Annotated in this window: 18 protein-coding genes; 8 read left to right on the top strand and 10 right to left on the bottom strand. The window is 63.2% G+C overall.

The window, feature by feature from the left end:
* Window positions 1-208: 208 nt before the first annotated feature.
* A complete protein-coding gene (locus tag HMPREF2944_RS09290) occupies window positions 209-427 on the bottom strand; it encodes a hypothetical protein (RefSeq protein WP_210398459.1) in 219 nt (72 codons plus the stop codon).
* Between the two features lie 69 nt (window positions 428-496).
* On the opposite strand from HMPREF2944_RS09290, the gene HMPREF2944_RS06250 reads away from it, so the two are divergent.
* The 5 genes from HMPREF2944_RS06250 (at window position 497) to HMPREF2944_RS06230 (ending at window position 4,763) form a co-directional block, all read left to right on the top strand.
* Complete coding sequence (locus HMPREF2944_RS06250; protein WP_049343097.1) at window positions 497-1,510, top strand: YeiH family protein; 1,014 nt, start codon at window positions 497-499, stop codon at window positions 1,508-1,510.
* A gap of 227 nt (window positions 1,511-1,737) precedes the next feature.
* Window positions 1,738-2,238, top strand: a complete 501-nt coding sequence (gene ybaK, locus HMPREF2944_RS06245) for a Cys-tRNA(Pro) deacylase (protein ID WP_049343098.1) — start codon at window positions 1,738-1,740, stop codon at window positions 2,236-2,238.
* 126 nt (window positions 2,239-2,364) lie between these two features.
* Window positions 2,365-2,799, top strand: a complete 435-nt coding sequence (gene msrB, locus HMPREF2944_RS06240; RefSeq protein ID WP_049333573.1) for a peptide-methionine (R)-S-oxide reductase MsrB — start codon at window positions 2,365-2,367, stop codon at window positions 2,797-2,799.
* 152 nt (window positions 2,800-2,951) lie between these two features.
* Window positions 2,952-4,205, top strand: a complete 1,254-nt coding sequence (locus tag HMPREF2944_RS06235) for an HRDC domain-containing protein (protein ID WP_070681574.1) — start codon at window positions 2,952-2,954, stop codon at window positions 4,203-4,205.
* A gap of 24 nt (window positions 4,206-4,229) precedes the next feature.
* Entirely contained in the window at window positions 4,230-4,763 is a 534-nt protein-coding gene (locus HMPREF2944_RS06230; RefSeq protein WP_083309836.1) for a Rieske (2Fe-2S) protein, read from the top strand.
* Window positions 4,764-4,912: 149 nt separating this feature from the next.
* Here the strand turns inward: HMPREF2944_RS06230 and dxs are convergent, their stop codons facing one another.
* The 3 genes from dxs to HMPREF2944_RS06215 form a co-directional block, all read right to left on the bottom strand.
* Window positions 4,913-6,985 carry a 1-deoxy-D-xylulose-5-phosphate synthase gene (dxs, locus tag HMPREF2944_RS06225; protein ID WP_083313088.1) on the bottom strand — a complete coding sequence of 691 codons (2,073 nt, stop codon included), beginning with the start codon at window positions 6,983-6,985 and terminating at the stop codon, window positions 4,913-4,915.
* Window positions 6,986-7,205: 220 nt separating this feature from the next.
* Window positions 7,206-8,825: a class I SAM-dependent RNA methyltransferase gene (locus tag HMPREF2944_RS06220; RefSeq protein ID WP_070681571.1), complete on the bottom strand. Its 1,620-nt coding sequence runs from the start codon at window positions 8,823-8,825 to the stop codon at window positions 7,206-7,208.
* A gap of 241 nt (window positions 8,826-9,066) precedes the next feature.
* Window positions 9,067-11,133, bottom strand: coding sequence for an APC family permease (locus tag HMPREF2944_RS06215; protein WP_246826275.1), 2,067 nt, complete (start codon window positions 11,131-11,133; stop codon window positions 9,067-9,069).
* Between the two features lie 176 nt (window positions 11,134-11,309).
* Between HMPREF2944_RS06215 and HMPREF2944_RS06210 the strand changes: the two genes are divergently transcribed.
* Both HMPREF2944_RS06210 and HMPREF2944_RS06205 read left to right on the top strand, forming a co-directional pair.
* Window positions 11,310-12,122, top strand: coding sequence for a potassium channel family protein (locus HMPREF2944_RS06210; protein WP_070681566.1), 813 nt, complete (start codon window positions 11,310-11,312; stop codon window positions 12,120-12,122).
* Window positions 12,122-12,775: a potassium channel family protein gene (locus HMPREF2944_RS06205; RefSeq protein ID WP_049359771.1), complete on the top strand. Its 654-nt coding sequence runs from the start codon at window positions 12,122-12,124 to the stop codon at window positions 12,773-12,775. The genes HMPREF2944_RS06210 and HMPREF2944_RS06205 overlap by 1 nt, the downstream gene beginning before the upstream one ends.
* Window positions 12,776-12,893: 118 nt before the next feature.
* Here HMPREF2944_RS06205 and HMPREF2944_RS06200 read toward each other — a convergent pair whose 3' ends face one another.
* The 5 genes from HMPREF2944_RS06200 to HMPREF2944_RS06180 form a co-directional block, all read right to left on the bottom strand.
* Window positions 12,894-13,772 carry a DUF3159 domain-containing protein gene (locus tag HMPREF2944_RS06200; protein ID WP_083313087.1) on the bottom strand — a complete coding sequence of 293 codons (879 nt, stop codon included), beginning with the start codon at window positions 13,770-13,772 and terminating at the stop codon, window positions 12,894-12,896.
* A gap of 1 nt (window position 13,773) precedes the next feature.
* Window positions 13,774-14,307 (bottom strand): asparaginase, encoded by a 534-nt coding sequence (locus HMPREF2944_RS06195; RefSeq protein WP_070681563.1) that lies wholly within the window; start codon window positions 14,305-14,307, stop codon window positions 13,774-13,776.
* Window positions 14,307-15,095, bottom strand: a complete 789-nt coding sequence (locus tag HMPREF2944_RS06190) for a DUF3710 domain-containing protein (protein ID WP_070681560.1) — start codon at window positions 15,093-15,095, stop codon at window positions 14,307-14,309. The genes HMPREF2944_RS06195 and HMPREF2944_RS06190 overlap by 1 nt, the downstream gene beginning before the upstream one ends.
* A 130-nt stretch (window positions 15,096-15,225) precedes the next feature.
* Window positions 15,226-15,669 (bottom strand): dUTP diphosphatase, encoded by a 444-nt coding sequence (gene dut, locus HMPREF2944_RS06185; protein ID WP_070681558.1) that lies wholly within the window; start codon window positions 15,667-15,669, stop codon window positions 15,226-15,228.
* A gap of 134 nt (window positions 15,670-15,803) precedes the next feature.
* The gene (locus HMPREF2944_RS06180; protein WP_049333595.1) at window positions 15,804-16,103 is read right to left on the bottom strand and encodes a DUF4193 domain-containing protein; all 300 of its coding nucleotides are present in this window, start codon (window positions 16,101-16,103) and stop codon (window positions 15,804-15,806) included.
* Between the two features lie 325 nt (window positions 16,104-16,428).
* On the opposite strand from HMPREF2944_RS06180, the gene sepH reads away from it, so the two are divergent.
* A complete protein-coding gene (gene sepH, locus HMPREF2944_RS06175; protein WP_210398458.1) occupies window positions 16,429-17,646 on the top strand; it encodes a septation protein SepH in 1,218 nt (405 codons plus the stop codon).
* A 141-nt stretch (window positions 17,647-17,787) separates the two neighbouring features.
* On the opposite strand, the gene HMPREF2944_RS06170 is transcribed toward sepH, so the two are convergent.
* Window positions 17,788-19,068 carry an alkaline phosphatase family protein gene (locus HMPREF2944_RS06170; protein ID WP_070681552.1) on the bottom strand — a complete coding sequence of 427 codons (1,281 nt, stop codon included), beginning with the start codon at window positions 19,066-19,068 and terminating at the stop codon, window positions 17,788-17,790.
* Between the last annotated feature and the right edge of the window lie 37 nt (window positions 19,069-19,105).

The raw sequence follows: 19,105 nt of genomic DNA, 5'->3' as shown, positions 1-19,105 counted from the left end.
AGGCAAATAACGAGGCGGCAGCCACCACCTCCGCAGCGCCGAGCGAAACCGCCTCGGCGTCTGCGGCAGCATCTAACGCTACTTCTGCTTCCGCTACTCCGAGCCCGGTCATTACCCCGCGGCTATTCCGGCGGATCAAAGGCACCCGACGGCGAGTACCGCAAAGCTGATGCATATGGTATAGCTCAAAACGTCCCTCTTCCGAAGGCTAAGCCGCAACAGTACCCTTGAAACCTTTGCTGGTCTTCGTGAGATGATGACCGATTGGGTCAGAGCCCGTAACTACGGTATTCAGACCGGTGACATGCAGTATGTATGGCCCTATATGCTGGATACCTACGAGAAGGATATTAAGTTCCTCAAGGATATCGAAGGCCTTTATCAGCGCGGAGGCTGAGGTGGCGCGTTCCCCGGGCTGGGTCTGCATTCCTACTTTCTATTTTATTTTTCTAACAAATAAGATTATAATAAGGAGTGTTTATTTTCGGAGGTTTTTATGTCATTTCTATCAAAAAATTGGGCAGGATTGTCAGTCTGTCTGATCATTTCTATCATCTCTTGGGTTTTAGGAGGATTTCTGCCTGTTGTGGGAGCACCTGTTTTCGCCATTTTTATCGGAATGATTCTCCATCCCTTTCTCGCTTCCTATGCACAACTGGATGCCGGTTTGACTTATAGCTCTAAAAAACTGCTTCAGTATGCTGTTATTTTGCTTGGGTTTGGACTCAATATCTCACAAGTTTTCGCAGTTGGAAAATCTTCCCTTCCTGTTATCCTTTCAACTATTTCAATTGCTTTGATTATAGCTTTCTTTTTCCAACGCTTTTTTAAGCTTGATACAAAGCTAGCTACCTTGATTGGAGTTGGATCTTCTATCTGTGGCGGTTCTGCCATTGCAGCGACTGCTCCTGTTATTCGCGCCAAGGAAAAAGAAGTAGCCCAAGCCATTTCTGTTATCTTTTTCTTCAATGTCTTGGCAGCTCTTATCTTTCCAACTCTAGGTTCTTGGCTCCATCTTTCCAACGAAGGTTTTGCTCTCTTTGCGGGTACTGCGGTCAACGATACTTCCTCTGTGACAGCTACTGCTAGTGCCTGGGATAGTCTTTACAATGCAAACACTCTTGAGCCTGCAACTATTGTCAAGCTGACACGTACTCTAGCTATTATCCCTATCGTTCTCTTCCTCTCCTATTATTGGCAAAGCCGTCAACAAGGCAACAACCAAGGAGTGAAGCTTAAAAAAATCTTCCCCGTTTTCATTCTCTACTTTATCCTAGCTTCTCTGATAACTACTCTTCTCACATCTTTCGGTGTCAGCAATAGCTTCTTTTCACCTCTCAAACAACTCTCTATATTCCTCATCATCATGGCTATGAGTGCTATTGGTCTCAAAACCAACCTCATTGCTATGATCAAATCCAGTGGAAAATCCATTCTTCTTGGAGCCCTTTGCTGGATTGCTATCATCCTGACTAGTCTTGGCATGCAATTACTCATCGGTATTTACTAAGAAAAAAGGGAGCCTAAAGGCTACCTCAGAACGTAGACAAATCAGATGGATTTTGGACTGTCGTTGCTTTCTCAAGAGCAGCTGAAGGAAAAAGGGCTACTGAAATAACCCCATAACCATTGAGAAGCCACATGTTTGCCGAGAAGCCACTTCTTTCGTGGCTTTTCGAAACACATGTGGCTTCTCGGCGCGTAACGGCGCATGGTGACTTCCGTAAAATGGTATCTATGGCTAAGAAAAATAAAGGCAAGAAGAGCGGAGCAGCAACGGCCGCCGTTGCCCTCCTCACCGAGACGAACACCCCCTTCCAGATGCGCGAATACGAGCACACCGAGGGCGTAACCTCCTTCGGCGAAGAGGCCGCGAAGAACCTCGGCGCATCCGAGGAACAGGTCTTCAAGACCCTGCTCATCGTGCACGAAAAGGAATTCGCCGTCGCAATCGTCCCCGTCTCCGGCAAGCTCAACGTGAAGGCCGCCGCCGCAGCCCTGGGTTGGAAGAACGCTTCCATGTGCGACCCGAAGGTCGCCGAACGCCGCACCGGCTACGTGGTCGGTGGCATCTCCCCGCTGGGCCAGAAGACCCCCTCCCCCACCCTCCTGGACGAAAGCGCCCAGCTCTTCGACACCATCATGGTGTCCGGAGGCAAGCGTGGACTGGACGTCGAGCTCGCCCCCGACGACCTGCTGAAGCTCACCAACGGAAAGTACGCAGATATCCGCGCCTAACAGCCTCGTGCTGCCCCGCGACAGAATATTATCGGCACAGGCTGCGCACCGCGGCGGTTGAGGAAATATACTCCTCCACCGCCGCGTTATGCATGTGTACAGATCAACGATTTAAAGGAGAATCCCATGGGTAACTCGTTGCCGGGTGTCGGCACCATCGCAAAGAATTGGCGTGAAGTCCTCCGCCCCGAAGAATACGCGGTGCTGCGCGAGGGCGGCACGGAGCGTCCCTTCACGGGCGAGTACTGGAACACGCACGCCGAAGGCATCTACTCCTGCCGAGCCTGCGGCACGGAGCTGTTCCGCTCAGACCAGAAGTTCGACTCGCACTGCGGCTGGCCGTCGTTCTTCGCGCCCCTGGCCGAGGACCGCGTGCGCTACCTGGAAGACACGACGTTCGGCATGCGCCGCGTCGAGGTGCGATGCGCCGCCTGCGACTCGCACCTGGGCCACGTATTCGAGGGTGAGGGCTACCCCACCCCCACAGACCTGCGCTACTGCATCAACTCTGTGTGCCTGACCCTCACTCCGGCCGAGAACGAAAAGGCCGAAGAGGAATAGCATCCAGAAGCGGCCCCGGGGCCACCCAAATTCCCCTAATTCGAGCCTCTCAGCCGGGACGGGTAGAATGGCCTAGTGCCTTTGGGGGCCGGTGTGGCGTGCCCGGGGCGATTTACATGTACAACACCTGAGCGTCAGAAGAGGATGGTTCCATGAGTAGCGCAGCTAAAGCGAACGGTTCGCTGACCCTTCAGGATATTGAGGTTCCCGAGGTTGTTCCGCTGAACACCCCTTCGACGCCGATTCCCACGCTGATTAACACCGAGAGCGGTTTGCGCCGTGCGGCCGAGTCGCTGGCGGCGGCCTCCGGCCCGGTGGCCGTTGATACCGAGCGTGCGCAGGGTATCCGTTACGGTTCGCGCGCGTTCCTAGTGCAGCTTAAGCGCGAGGACAAGCTGTACCTGATCGATCCGGAAGCCTTCTCTGACCTGCGCATCATTAATGATGCGCTGGCCGACGCCGAATGGGTGATTCACGCGGCAATCCAGGACTTCCCGAGCCTCGACATGCTGGGCATGCGCCCCAAGCGTCTATTCGATACCGAGCTGGGTGCTCGCCTGGCGGGCCTGAAACGCGTGAATCTGGGCGCGACGGTTGAGGAGCTTCTGGGCTACAGGCTGGAGAAAAAACACTCGAAGGAGGACTGGTCGCACCGTCCCCTGCCGGAGTCGTGGCTGAACTACGCGCTGCTGGATGTTGACGTGCTCATCGACCTGCGCGACGCCTTGGAGGAGCTACTCCGCAAGCAGGGCAAGCTGCAGTATGCTCAAGAGGAGTTTGCGTACCTGTGCGCATCACCGGTGAAGGACCCCACGGACCAGCCGGAGCGTTGGCGCAAGACGAAGGGCCGCACTGCCCTGCGGTCGGTCAAACAGCTGACGGCGCTGCGTAACCTGTGGGTTGAACGCGATTCGCTGGCCCGCAAGAAGGACATCGATTCGAAGCGGCTACTACCCGATTCCGCGTTGATTGAGGCGGCCCGCACCATGCCCCGCAACGTGCCGGCCGTGATGGCCATCCCCGGTTTTCAGACGCGCGGCCTGCGCCGTGAGGGTCCCCGCTGGGTGCGCGCAATCGCATCCGCAGCCCGCGGCGAGAACGCGGTGCCGTACACCCTGCCCTCGACCGCCCCTCCCCCGTTGAAGGCGTGGGAGTCGAAGCGCCCCGAGAATCTTGCGCTGTTTACCGAGGTTCGCCAGGTGATTGACGACCTCTCCGAGCGCCTGACGATTCCGGCGCAGAACCTGATTACGACCGATTACGTGCGTCGACTGTGCTGGGAGCCTCCGGCCCGTCACGACGAGCAGTCCCTGCGGGATGCGCTGGCCGCCTACGGCGCACGCCCTTGGCAGACCGGTCTGGTCGCCCCCGCGATCGCGCCGGTATTCGCGAAGCATTTGGGTTAGCTTTCGCTCAACGAAAGAGGATTTATGTCTACTTCTCAGAATTGTTCCTGCTGCCGGCAGGCGAGCGTTCAGGAGCAGTCCGCTTCGGTCAAGCCCGCGGCGACTGCCGAAACCGACCTTGCGTCGGATGCCGAGAGGGCCTCGTCCCGTCTGTTTTCGCGCCGTGCGACCCTGGTGACCGGGGCCCTGGCCTCCACCGCGGCGCTGGCTTCCTGCGCCGAGGGCGGCAGCACGACGGTGACCGCGCCCGACGGAACCGTGGATATGGCAGCCGCGTCTTCGGTGGGCGTGGGTAAGGCCGCTAAGCTGACCCGCGGCACCACGACCGTGATTGTGGCCCAGCCGTCCGAGGGTCAGTACAAGGCGTACAGCCCCGTGTGCACTCACCAGGGGTGCCAGTTGCAGGTGCAGGATTCGAACCGCATCGTGTGCCCCTGCCATGGTTCGGAGTTCGCGACCGCCGACGGTTCGGTGCTGCACGGCCCGGCGGAGACCCCGCTGAAGACCTACTCGGTGCAGGTGAAAGACGGCCGTATCTTTGTGGGAAACAACAGCTAGGGCCAGCCTCTGCTTCGTTTTAGTTTCGTGTGCCGTTGAAGTGCACTGTTGAATTACGCTCTTGAAGTGCACCGTTGAAAACGCAGAAAACCCAGCTACCCGGTCGGGGTAGCTGGGTTTTTCGCGTATCTAGCTTTTACGCGTTACGGCTACGCGGTGTGGCGGGGCTTCTGGCCCTCCTCACGGGCGAAGGGCACCTTGTCGCCGGCCAGCTGGGCACGCACATCCGCGGCGATTCGCTCGGGGGTCAGTCCGACCTCTTCCAGAATCTGCTCGCGCGATGCGTGCGGGATGAACTCGGCGGGCAGACCCAGCTCGCTCAGGGCCGTATCGACGCCGGCCTCGCGCATCTCCTGTCGGATGCGCGCACCCACGCCGCCGGAACGCACGCCGTCCTCGATGGTCACCACGATGCGGTGGTCACGGGCCAGCTCCACGACGGAGGAGGGAACGGGAATGATCCAGCGCGGGTCAATCACGGTGGACTCAATGTCCTCTGCGGCCAGAATCTCGGAAACCTCCAGGGCCACGCGGGCCATGGCGCCCACGGCCACGAAGAGCACGTCGCGTTGGCCGGTCTCGGGATGCGGTTCGCCGGTGCGGGCCAGAACGTCTACACCGTCGGCGCGGCGCTCAATGGCGGGGATGTCCTCGCCCACGGAGCCCTTGGGGTAGCGAATCACGGTGGGTGCATCGTTGATAGCTACGGCTTCGCGCAGCTCCTCGCGCAGGGTTGCGGCGTCACGCGGGGCGGCCAGGTGCAGCCCGGGGATGAACTGCAGCATCGCCAAATCCCACATGCCGTGGTGGCTTGCGCCGTCGGGGCCGGTGATGCCGGAGCGGTCCAGGACCACGGTCACGCCGGCCTTGTGCAGTGCCACATCCATGAGCAGCTGGTCGAAACCGCGGTTCAGGAAGGTTGCGTAGAGCGCGACGACCGGATGCATGCCGCCGTAGGCGAGGCCCGCGCTCATGGCGATGGCGTGCTGCTCGGCGATGCCCACGTCAATCACGCGGTCGGGGTGGCGCTTCTGGAACTCGCGCAGACCCACGGGAATGAGCATAGCGCCGGTGATGCCGACGACGTTCTCCTGCTCATCCGCAATATCTGCAATCTCACGGCCAAAGACGCTGGTCCAGGACTCGGCGGTGCTCTTGGAGACGGCATTACCGGTCAGCGGGTCAATCGGGCCGACCGCGTGGAACTGGTCGTCCTTGTTCGCGCGGGCGGGCGCATAACTGTGGCCCTTCTCGGTGATGGCGTGCACGATGACCGGGCCCCCGTAGTTCTTCGCGGCGGTCAGGGCGTTCTCCACAGCCTGCTGATCGTGGCCGTCGATGGGGCCCACGTACTTCATGCCGAGTTCCTCGAAGATACCCTTGGGCACCACCACGTCCTTGATGCCGGCCTTCATGCCGTGCAGGCCGCGGTAAATCATCTGGCCCAGGGCACCACCCCGCTGCAGACCCACGCGCACCGCGTCGAGGGCGCGGTCGTAGCGGTGGTCCAGGCGAACGCGGTCCACCTGCTGCTGCACGCCGTGCTTGAGCTCGGAAAGCTGGTTAGCGAAACCGCCGATGGTGGGCGCGTAGGAGCGGCCGTTATCGTTCACGATGATTACGACCTTGCGGCTACGGTCGGCGGCGATGTTGTTCACGGCCTCCCAGGCCATGCCGCCGGTGAGCGCGCCGTCGCCGATGAGCACGACGGTGTAGCGGTCGTCCTCACCGTTAATACGGTTGGCGCGCGAAATGCCGTCGGCCCAGGAGATAGAGCTGGAGGCGTGCGAGGAGGCGATAATGTCGTGCTTGGACTCGTTGCGGTCGGGGTAGCCCGAGAGGCCGCCCTTCTGGCGCAGAGTCTTAAACGCATGACGGCCGGTCACGAGCTTGTGCACGTAGGACTGGTGGCCGGTGTCAAAGAGGATGTTGTCCTTGGGGGAATCGAAAATGCGGTGGATGCCAAGGGTCAGCTCCACAACGCCCAGGTTCGGGCCCAGGTGGCCGCCGGTCGCCGAAACGTTCGTCACGATGAACTGGCGGATCTCGTTGGAGAGCTCCTCCAGCTGCTCGTAGCTCAGGTTGCGCAGGTCGGAGGGGTCCTTGATGCCGGGCAGCAGGCGGGCCGTGTGGCCATCGCCAAGGCTGTAATCTACGGTGGGTGCTCCGGGGGTGGCGACCTTCGGGTTGTTCTCCTGCGGCGACGCATTTTCAGCAGACATACACCCACACTCCTCAAGGGTTCAGGGCACGGCTCATTCCGTGCGTTGGTTCTCCAATGATTTTACCTTTTAAGGGGCTAAAAATCAGATTCGCGTCACCGTCAGGTGAGACGAGCTCTCCCCTTTTCCGACGGCACCCCGGGCAGGTCTGCCGCCAATCGAACGCCGGCCCGCGCCCCGCCCTCCTCTGTCGAAGGACGAGCCTCGGCCAACCCGCCGCCTACTTGCGGCGACGACGCGGACGAGGCTTCGCCGGCGCACGCTCGAAGAGCGCCACGCTCTCAACGTGGTGCGTGTTCGGGTACATGTCGAAGGCCCGCAGCTGCACCATATCCCAGCCGAGTTCATGCAGAATACCGGTGTCGCGCCCCAGGGCTGCCGGGTCGCAGGCCACGTACAGGATGCGTCCGGGATCCAGAGCGTCCAGGCGCTCCAGGGTGGTGCGGTTGGCACCCTCACGCGAGGGGTCCAGAACCACGGCGTCAATCGGCGGAATCTGCTCGAAGTCGCGGGCGGTCTTCAGGTCGACCAGGTGGCGCGCCACGTCACCGCGAATCACCTCGATGCGGGTCTGCGCCGAGTTATCGGTGCGGGAGCATCCGTCGGGCGCAAAGTTGGAGCGGGCGTCCTTGTGGGTCACGGGAGAACCCTCGATGCTGATGACCGTTCCGGTGGGGCCCACCGCATCGGCCAGGGCCGCGGTGAACAGTCCCGCTCCGGCGTAGAGGTCGAGGGCGCACTCGCCCTCCTGCGGGCGCAGCATGGTCAGCATCGCCGCAATCATGGTCGAAGGAGCCGAACGGTGAATCTGCCAGAATCCGCCGGCTGAAACCTGGTAGCTGAAGCGGCGGGGGCCGAAGGTCACCTCTTCGGTCACCGAACGTAGGCCGGCACCGAGCAGGCGGTCGCTTTCCTCCACGCGGCGGTAGGGTGCGTGGGAGGCTCCGGGGCGGCGACGCTTAGGCTTGCCGTTCGAGGACGACTCCGGCGTGAAGTAGAGGGACACCTTACGCTTAGCGAGCAGTCCCCAGGCCTCGGTGGCCTGCTCCTCCACCGCGCGCGCAATCTCGTCAATCGAGAAGCGCGGGTCCACGATGAACTGCAGCAGCACCCGGCCGCGGGAGGAGACGGTCGCCTCCACCTCGCGCACACCGCGCAGGTTCAGCTGCTCCAGGTGCAGGTCGCGCAGCTCCCTGGCTGCAAGGGGGAAATCAACGACCGGAACCGGCGAGGAGGCGTGGTACGGGTGCATGGCGACGCGCCAGGTCACGATGGGTCGACCCTCGGCGTTTTCCTCACGCACACGGGCCACGGCGTAGCGCACGCGGGTTCGCCACGACAGCCCCTCGGAGTTATCGCGCAGGGGCAGCTCCTCGACGGTCAGGTTCGTCAGCAGCGGAGAGGTCAGCGGCAGGCCACCCAGACGGTGAATCTGGGTGCGCACAATGTCGGTCTTGTAGCGGCGCTGCTCGTCCAGCGCGAGGTGACCGTACTCCATGCCGCCCAGCAACTCGGGCACGCCGGTTGCGGCGGCGCGCTCCTCGGCGCTGGCGAGCGCATCGGCCTGAATCCAGGGGTGGGGTCGGCGGGCGAGGGAGGGCACGGGAACGTCGATGACGTCCGCGAAGTAGTAGCGGCGCTTGGGGCCGACGGAGGTGATGCGCACGCGAGCCTGCTCGCCGACAACGCCGTGGCGAACGAAGATGACGCCCTCTGCGGTGCGGGCGACGAAGGAGCCTCCGTGGGCGGGTGCTTCACAGGTGACGGTGAGGACTTGGCCTACGCTGTAACCGCCTGCTTCTGTGGAGGCGGCAGCGGGGTCAGTGGTGTGTTGAGTCACGACGTTGTCTCCTAATCATCACTTAATGTGAACTATTTTACACCGAAATATTCGGGGTCTCGGGTTTCGACGCTCCCCGGGGGTGAAGTGCGGTGAAGCCCTCACCGTGCCGGTCCGGGGCATTTGCAGCAGGTGCTTGTAGCAAGGCAATAGGGCGAGCTTTTCAGCGCGGTCCCCTCATGTTTCAGCACGGCTCTTCGGGGCCGCCGTTTTCTCGGGAAGTTGCGCTCGCCCGCGTAGCTTAGGATGCAGAATCCTCGTGCAACCGGCCGCGGTAGACCGCATGGCGGTTGCTCTGGGTGAGCTCTCGGCCGCCACCGGCGGGGCGGGTGACGTTCGGTGCCAGGGCGGGGTTCTCTCCCGGGGCGGTCGTCTCCTCGACGACCTCTTCGGACTGCAGGCGCTGATCGGAGATTTCGTCGTACACTTCGTCCTCGTGCATGGCCCACGGCACGGTCGCGGTCATCACGCCCGGCTCGTGCAGCAGCGCCTTCTTCAGGCGGCGCACCGTGCGACGGTGCAGAATACGCTGCCACCAGTGATCCACCACGAATTCGGGCAGGTACACGACCAGAATGTCGCGCGGCGACTTCTTGCGGCGGCGGCGAATGTACGAGACCACGGCCTGCACGGTATCGCGGTAGGGCGAGTCGATGACCGACAGCGGCACGGGGATGTCGAGGGCGTACCAGCGGTTCTTCACGACCTCGAGAGCCGCGCGGTCGTTGTTGACGGTGAGCGCCTCAATCGTCGAGGGGCGCGAGGCACGCGCATACGAGAGGGCACGCACCGCGGGCCTGCGCACGCGTTCCACGTACACGATGGCGTGCACGCGCGAGGGCAGAGCCGCCACATCCGCCACGGACTCGGCGTTCAGCGGCATATCCATGGCTTCGTCGACCGTGGCGTAACGACGGTGAGTGAGCATCATACCTCCAACCATGAGGGCAATCATTCCGAGGGACAGCCAGGCGCCGGCACCAAGCTTCGTGACGATCACCACAACGAGTACGGCGGCGGTGACGGTCACGCCCAGGGCGGACACCGCAATATCGCGCAGGAGGGCGCGGCGGGGCATCTGGGCCAGGGTAACGCGCAGCAGGCGCATGCGGTAACGCACCACGGCCAGCTGCACCATGGCCATGGAGATACACATACCCACGATGTACAGCTGAATCAGGGAGTAAACATCCGAGCCGAAGAGCACGGTGAGTATCATCGAGAAGCCCGCGAGGGTCAGCACGCCGTTGGTGTACAGGCCGCGGGAATCCACGCTGCGGAAGAAGACGGGCAGGTACTGGTAGTCCGCCAGGGAGGAGGCGATCATGGGGAAGCCGGTGAACGCGGTAATCGAAGCGATAATCAGCACGCCCACGGTCGCAAACACCAGCAGCTGCGCGTAAATCGGGGTGTCGCGGTACACCGCGAGAGCCACCTGGTAGAGGGCGGGCTTCTGGTGGAAGTACTCCCCCGGCGCGCGCCCGTCGATGAAGAGGAATTGGGTCGTGTCATGCACCATGTGCACGTGCGTGAGGTAGGCCAGGCTCAACAGGCCCACCAGCAGAACGGAGGTGATGATGCCCATCATCATCATGGTCAGGGCCGCGTTGTACTTCTTGGGCGGGCGGAAGTAGCGGACCGAATTGGAAATCGTCGACACGCCGGAGAAGGCAACCGCGCCTCCCGAGAAGGAGCGTGCCAGTAGCAGCATGAGCGCCACGCCTTCGGTGGCGTTGCTGCCTAGCTCCGGCACGATGGCGTAGCCGGCGGATTCGGACACGGGCAGGGCGCCCACGGAGGCACGCACCCAACCAATAATCAGGGTGATGCCCAGGAGCGCCAGGAAGATGTACAGCGGCCAGTGAGCAATCTTGCCCATGAGCTGCAGACCACGCAGGGCCGTGAGCGTCAGAGCCAGGATGAGTAGCACCGCAATCGTCGTGCGCCAATCCTGAATCTCGGGGTACAGGGCCACGAGGAATGTGGCCGCCGAAGACATGGACACCGACACCGTCAGCATGTAGTCCATGAGCGAGGAGGCACCCATCATGACCGAGGGTAGCGCGCCCAGCTTCTTGTGCACCAGCTGAATATCGCCCTCGGCGGCAATCTGGCTGATGTTGTAGCGGTAGGTGCCGATGACCACCAGCCCCACCAGGGCGACCGCCAGGCCAACCCACGGGGAGAACGCGAGCGCCGAAGCACCCGCCGCGGCCAGGGTCAGGATCGTCTGGTCGGCAGCATAGGCCACCGAGGAGATGCCGTCGGCACCAAAAAGGGGCAGGGCGTACCGCTTCGGCAGGGTCACTGCCGAAAGGTTCCGCGTGCTGACCGGTCGACCGATCAGGGCGATGCGCATCCTGTCCCAACGATTTCTCACCCATTAAGGCTATCTTCCCGGGCCCCAAAGCTCAATTCAATGAGCGGTTCAATTACACTGGAAGGGTATGCGTTAAAGCGCGTCATCAACACATGGAGAGAAGCATGCCTCACTTTGTCATCATGGGCGCCGGGCGCGTGGGCGTCATGCTGGCCCGCACGCTGGAGGCTTCCGGGCACACGGTTGCCGTCATCGATCAGGATGAGCGCGCCTTCCAGCCGTTGCGCAAGGGTTTCGAGGGTCAGCTGGTGACCGGTGTGGGTTTCGATCAGGAGACCCTCAAGCGCGCCGGAATTACCGAGGCCTACGCCTTTGCCGCCGTCTCGTCGGGTGATAACTCGAACATCATTGCCGCGCGTGTGGCTCGCGAGCTGTTCAAGGTGAAGAACGTGGTGGCTCGCGTGTACGATCCCAACCGCGCCGAATTCTTCCAGCGCATGGGCATCCCCACGGTGGCCTCGGTGCGTTGGTCTACCGATCAGGTGTTGCGCCGTCTGCTGCCCGAGCAGGCGCTGAAGGGTGATTTCCGTGAGCCTTCGGGCCGCCTCATGCTCACCGAGATTCCGCTGGATGACGGCTGGGCCGGCCACGCGTTCGTCGACATTGAGCGTGCCGCCGGGGTGCGCATCGCCTACATCACCCGCTTTGGTGAGGGTATGCTCCCCCGCCCCGATAGCGCCTACCAGCAGGGTGATAGCGTGCACGTGATGATGCGCACCGACGACGTCGCCGATGTGACGCGTATTCTTTCGCGCCCGCCGCGCACCGAGGACGAGGAGGTGGAGTACCGCACCGATGCGAATATGGACTGGTTGCGTTCCGCCACGAGTAAGGCCACCCCTGGATCCGGGACCCCCTCCCTGCCCGATCCCCGCCAGCTCTTTGGCCGCCAGCGCCCGAACCCTAAGGAGAAGTAATGAAGGTACTCATCGTTGGTGCCGGTTCTGTGGGTGCGTCGATTGCCAAGGAGCTCATGATGAACGGACACGACGTGACCATCATCGATTCCAAGCCCGAAGTTAAGAAGCGCGCCGACCTGCCCGGCGTGCGCTGGCATATTGGTGACGCCTGCGAGCTGTCCGTGCTGCGCCAGGTGCACCCGAACAAGGCGGACGTGGTCGTTGCCGCAACCGGTGACGACAAGGCAAACCTGATGATCTCCCTGCTGGTGCGCAGCGAGTTCGGCGTGCCGCGCACCGTGGCCCGCGTGAATAACCCCCGCAACGAGTGGCTCTTCGACGACTCCTGGGGCGTGGATGTGGCCGTGTCCACCCCGCGCCTGATGACCGCGCTGGTCGAGGAGGCCGTGGAGGTGGGCGACGTCGTGCGTCTGCTGACTCTGCAGGCCGGTGGCGCGACCCTGGCCGAGTACACTGTGCCGGAGGACCACCCCATCATCGGTTACCGTGTGGACCACGTGCAGTGGCCGGCCGATACGGTACTCACCGCGATTCTGCGCGATGGCGCCCCGATTCCGCCGAGCCCCGACGTCGCGCTCGAGGGCGGCGACGAGCTGTTCTTCATCACGACGATTGCCGGTGAGGATCAGATTCGCGCTCTCTTCGCGTAGACTTGCGCGGCGTGGTTATCCCCTAAATTTGAGGATGCGAAAGCCCCGATCCCCTTACGGACCGGGGCTTTCGCCTTATCTTCTATGAAGCCTTCTCTACGAAGGTGCGGGGTGTGTTTTAGCGGTTTTCAGAGCCCTCAGCGCTGTCAGCGCTATTAGCGGTCTCAGGTGCTTCAGCTTCTTCGGCATCGCGAGCCTCGGCGTCCCCACCCGGGCTCGCCTCGCCGGGGGCCGAAACGCGCCAGGCCAGCCACACGCCCAAAGCGTACAGCGGCAGGCCCATAATCAGGCGGGTGGCGCCCAGCGCCTCCACCGCGTTGGCAAAGTACAGGGGCATCTGCACCGCCAGGCGCAGAAGCATCAGGATCGTAATAATCCAGGTGGCCAGCATGTACTGGCGCACCCGCACCGGGTTCTTCCGCCAGGTCAGGCCCTCGCCGCGAATCACGCCGAAAATCAGGCCCGTAATCGGCCAACGCACCGCCATGGACACCAGGTACCCCAGCGAATACAGGCCGTTCGTCCAGAAACCAACCACAAAGTAGTCGCTCGCGTTACCCGTGCGGTAGGCCGCGAAAGCACAAATCGCCACGCCCACCAGACCGGTCAGGGCGCTCACCAGCTTGGACCCCTGCACCAGGCGAATCAGGGTGAAGGCGGCGGCCGCGACCAGCGCGGCAATCAGCGAAAGGTTCAGTTCCTTCGTCACGGTAAACAACACCAGGAACGCCACCGCGGGCAGAGAGGATTCCACCAGGCCGCGCCAACCGCCGATGGCGTGCAGAACATCCACGTCACCATTGGCGGTGCGGCGCATGTTCGCGCTCATGGAGGCGCTCACCGCCCGCGCGAACTGGTGCGGCGACTCGGACGATTTGGAGGATTTGGAGGACTCGTTCCGCTCGCTCACCCGGCTCTGCTGTGCGGCGGATGCGGGCACGGTTTCGCGCGCGGTCTTCTCGGCCTCCCGGTCGGGGTTGGTCGGCTCGGAGCTCATGTTATCCCTTCTCCACAAAGAATTGCGGCACAATCTCGTAGCGCGGATTGTAAATAATCGGCTGGTTCGCGCGAATCGACACCACGCCCGAACAGCGCAGGAGCGCACCGGCGAGGACGCCCGGCACCATCTGCTGGCCCTGCCACTTGAGTATCACCCGGTCGCCGTAGTTGAACGGCGGGTAGGAGGGAAAAGCCACATCCACGGTTTCCAGCTGCGAGGTGACCGTGGCCAGCGAGGCCGTGTTCAGGTGCTTCCCGGCATCCGTGGGAGCCTCCGCCTCTTCGTCAAAATCCTCGCCCGGAGGCTCCACAATGGGCATGCCGATGATTGCGCGCGGGTTCGTCCACTGCAGCGGCTTCGACTTGGCGACCAGCAGCTCGGCGCGGTACATCGGCTTGCTGTGGGCCGTCGGCAGCCACACCTGCTCCACGCGACCGGCGAGGCGCACGCGAAAGCGCTCGGGGTAGCCGGGAGCAATCAGGGGCTCCTCGGGAACCACGAGCGCGCTCGGATGATGCGAAAAGCTCGGCATTAGCCGATCTCGGTGATCTCGGGGCCGCGGCGAGGCATCGGGCGGAGCTCCTGGTGATTATCCTTCGGCTCCTCGTCCTCAGTTTCGTCCTCGGCGATAGCCAGGTCTGCGGGCAGGGTCATGGGCAGCAGCTCGCGGGGCGGGCGCGGGTCGTCACCGCGGTCCACCACCACATCGCGGAAAACCTCCTCCACGGAGGCTGCGGCAGCCTCGTCGCCCAGCACAGCGGCACCGGAGATGACGCCGCGCAGGAACCAGCGGGGGCCGTCCACGCCCACGAAACGGGCGATGCGCTCGCCGCGCTTGCCGTCCGGGGTGACGGCGGGCAGGCGGGTCAGCATCTCGGCACCGAACACGCCGGCGTACACCTCAACCGTGCCGCCCTGGGAGGCGACGGACTCGGTCAGGTCGTGGCGGATGTCGTCCCAAATGCCGGTGGTACGCGGCGCTGCGAAGGCCTGCACCTGCAGGGTTGCACCGTCGCGGGTGATGGTTGCGGCAATCACCGCACCGGTCGAGTCATCGGTCTCGAGTCGCAGGTTCATGCCCTCGTGCATCTTGATGCGCAGGGCGCCCAGGTCGACGTAGTCCTCGAGATCCTCTTCGCTGACCTCCTCGATGTCGTGGGGGCCGTTCACACGATCGTACTTGATCACTTCGGCGGAGTTCTCCTCCTCCTTCAGCTCCTCGACCTCGACGCTGGTCTCTTCGATTTCCTCGTTGACAGCCTTGTCGATGGCGGCCTTTTCGGCCTCCTCGGCTTTCTTCTTCTTACCAAATCCGAACATGGTGTTCCACCTTTCGCCGCACCCCGGGTGCGGGTTGTGTTCCCTCCACCCGGGGAATCCGTCAGAATCCGTTGAGGGGAGGTACGTTTCTACGCGCGAGCCGCAGCGCGGCGGACCGTGCGAGCCCGTCCTAGTGAACTCCGCTGGAGCCGAAGCCGCTGGAGCCACGCTCCGTCTCGTCCAGTTCCTCCACGATGGTGAAGGTCGCGTGCTCGTACTTCTGAATCACCAGCTGAGCGATGCGATCGCCGCGGCTCACGTGGAAAGTCTTCGTCTTATCGGTGTTGAGCAGGGTGACCATCAGCTCACCGCGGTAGCCGGAGTCAACGGTTCCGGGCGCATTAACAATGGTAATACCGTGCTTGGTGGCCAGACCCGAGCGCGGATGCACCAGACCCACGTAGCCCTCGGGCAGGGCGATGGCCACGCCGGTGGGCACGAGCGCACGCTCGCCCGGCTCCAGCTCGAATTCGATGCGCGAGCGCAGATCGGCGCCGGCGTCACCGGGCTTGGCGTAGGAGGGGGCGGGCAGCTCGGGATCGAGCAGCTTAATGTGAACGTTGATGGGGTTCATCGGGGTCGGTCCTTTCGGGGTGTGTGTGCCAGGCTCCGCGCGGCGGGTGCGGAGGCATACTCAACGGGGCGGTGCCGTGTGGCACTCGCCCCGTTCAGATGTCTATCGGGTGGGGGTTACCCATCCTTGGAATATTAGCCTTCGCATTCGACGCAGTAGTACAGGCCGCCGTCCTCGCGTGCAATCTGCGAGCGGTGGCGAACCAGGAAGCAGGATGCGCAGGTGAACTCGTCGTCCTGAGCGGGCAGAACCACGACGTTCAGCTCCTCGTTGGAGAGGTCGGCGCCGGGAAGCTCGAAGCTCTCGGCGGCGCTGTTCTCGTCCTCATCTACCGCGCCGGACTGCATGTCGGAACGGCGCGCGTTGAGCTCCTCGTAGGACTCTTCGCTCTGCTCTTCGTCCTGCTTGCGAGGTGCATCGTAATCAGTTGCCAAACTTTCACGCTCCGTTGAATCTATTGAATCTGTGGCCGCGTTAGCCGCGCCACTCTGGTTTTAAAATTCTCCATGCCGCCGCTACGCCCGTGACGACATGCCAGGTATTGTTCACCATTGAACACCCTTTTGTCTAATCCAGCGTGAGCTTTGAGCATATACGGCGTCATATTCTGTGCAATAAAGATGGCGCGGGACATATTTTTTGGCCCAAACAAGCCCCCGAGCTACTGATTTTGCGCGCTTTCACGGTACCCTGGAAGGTAGTTTGCGTTCCGTGCACCACATTTCACGGAAGGCGCCCGGTTCACCTATGGAGGTTCTCATGCTTGAGCTACGTCTGATTGGCGTGCACGATGACGGCGAAAATCTGGTGCTTGAGTCTGCCGACGGCACCCGCTTCTTGCTGCCCATTGACGCTAACCTGCGCACGAGCATCACCAAGGCTCGCCGTATTCAGCCCGCCCGCGGCCTGGGCGCTAAGGGTACCTACGGCCCGCGCGATATTCAGACCCGTTTCCGTCAGGGTGCCTCCGTTGAGGAGATTGCGGAGGAGTCCGGCTGGGAGCCGGAGCGCGTGCGCCGCTACGAGTGGCCGATCGTGGCCGAGCGTGCCCACATTATTCGCGCCGCTCAGAGCGTGAAGATTGGTCGCCGCGATTCGGCTTCGGGTAGCGCGCAGATTCCGGTGACGCTCAGCGCCCGCATTGAAGAGGTTTCGGAGCGTTACGGTTTTGAGGAGGCCACCCAGGATTGGACGACCCGCCAGCAGGAGAACGGCCAGTGGCGCGTTGAGGTGGATATTGCGCTGAAGGATTCGGTGCGTCAGAACCTGCCCTCTCAGGTGATGTTCCCCGCCCGCTGGGTGTACAACCCCGCGAACCAGGGCCTGTACGCCTCGAACGAGGCCGCGTACTTCCTGATGGGCAATAGCGAGGACGCTGTTGCCGCCGCCGCGAAGAAGGCCCCCGTGGAGGTTCCGCAGGCCCGCCTGCCGAAGGCTCCGGAGCCCGCACCGGCTCCCCTGGCTTCTTCCGAGAGTGCTGACGAGCGTAAGCTCAAGGAGCTCCTGGAGCGTGCCCGCTCGGTGCGTCCCGCCCAGGTTGAGGAGCCCGAGGTGTTCGTGCATCGCGAGTCCGCGGAGGCTCCGCAGGCTGAGGCTCCCGCAGAGGCTCCTGCTGAGGCTCCCGCAGAGGCTCCTGCTGAGGCCCCCAAGGCTGAGGCGACCACCCACGCGAACGAGGAACAGCCCGCACAGCCCGCACAGCCCGCAACCGCCGATCGAGGCCCGCTGACCGGTGCGCCCTCCGCGCACACCCCCGCGGCGCATCCGGCACCGGAGGAGTACGGCAAGCACTCCCCCGATACCGAGGCAGCCGAGACTGCCGAGGCTCCCGCGGCGCAGGATGAGCCCGCAGAAGCTGCGGGTGCGGCCGAGGAATCCACCAAGGCCTCCGCGGCCGAGAAGCCCAAGTCTTCCTCGAAGAAGCAGCGCGTGAGCGTTCCCGCCTGGGACGACATCATCTTCGGCGGCCGCAAGTAAGCGACCGCCCTCGCGCCGCCCGATAAAGGCTTCTAGGCAAAGGCACCAAGACAGCAGAAAGCCGCCGGTTATTCGTGTGAATAACCGGCGGCTTTTTCTATCTTCTCAGCCTGTATCCGCTGAGCGGGGCTCTTCCGAGTCTTAGAAGGTCTTGAGCATGCGCAGCGGTACCAGGCGCTCGGCGTCGGTGAGCGAGCCGTGCTGGCCCACCATGTGCAGGGCCCGCTCCTGGTAGTGGCGCATATCGTAGAGCGCCCAGTCATCGCGAGCGCACACCATCAGGTCGCCGATGCGCGAGCGCGCGGCATCGGTCACGATCGGGCCGAAGTAGCCGGCACGCATCAGCTCGCGAGAATCAATCACCCAGGCGCGCTCACCCCAGTACTGCGCCCAACGCCGAGCGGTGGCGGTGCGTGCCGCCTCCGAAGTGTCCTCCAGGTACAGGTGCACGGCGCGCGGTTCACCCGCGGTCATTGCGATATTGCGGGTCAGCTCCTCAACGCCGGAGTAGTCGATGCGCTGATGCTCGGGCACGTTCACCATGCCGTGATCGGCGGTCACGAAGAGTGCCGCCCACGCCGGGGCGCGCTCCGCCAGACGCTTCAGCGCCGAGTTCAGCTCCTCAAGCTGTTGCAGCCATTCGTCACTGCCCACGCCGTAGCGGTGACCCGCCGCGTCAATCTCACCCCAGTACAGGTACACGGTGGTCGGGGTGCGACTGGACAGCGCCTCCAGGGCGTAGGTGACGCGGGCGTTGTAGCCGACGGCGTCCACGAAGTCGCCGCCGCGCAGCGCCGCCTCCGTCAGACCGGTACCGCGGTACTTACCCAACGAAATGGTGAGCACGCGGCGGTTCGTGTGGTGGCGTTCCAGCACGGTCGGCAGCGGCTGCCAGGCGTGCGGGTCCACCGACTGATCCCAGCCGGAAAGGTGGTTCATGACCGAGCCCGCTCCCCCGTTGCCCGCCGGGTTGCGCACCTCGTAGCCGGCAATGCCGTGCGCACCGGGTGCCGTGCCGGTACCCAGCGAGGTCAGGGAGGCGGCGGTCGTGGTGGGGAACGCGGCGTCCAGCGGGCCCAGGCTCAGGCTCTTGCGCAGGGCGGGTGCGTAGCCGGCGTATCGGTTGAGCAGCTCCTCGCCCAGGCCGTCCACCATAATCACGCAGGCGTGGCGGAAGGAGTCCGGGTCAACATCCTGCTCGGTCAGGCGGGTAGCCAGGTTCAGAGGGTCGGCGGAGGAGTGGAAGGCCGGGTCGGCGTCCAGGGCGTGGACCGGGCGCGCCAGGCTTCGCTGAGCCACGAGGGATGAGGCGGACTCCAGCACATCGGCGATGCTATTGCGACCGTAGGCCGGCGCGGGAGGCAGCGGCGCACCCAAGATATCGTGCAGGGCGGGCTGTTCGGTGCGGGACGGGGCCGTCATGGTGGTTCCTCTCGGCGGATGACTGCTTAGCGGCGGA

The organism is Rothia sp. HMSC072E10 (assembly GCF_001813965.1).
GTDB classification, from domain to species: Bacteria; Actinomycetota; Actinomycetes; order Actinomycetales; family Micrococcaceae; genus Rothia; species Rothia mucilaginosa_A.
This window is presented reverse-complemented; position numbering and strand designations above follow the sequence as displayed.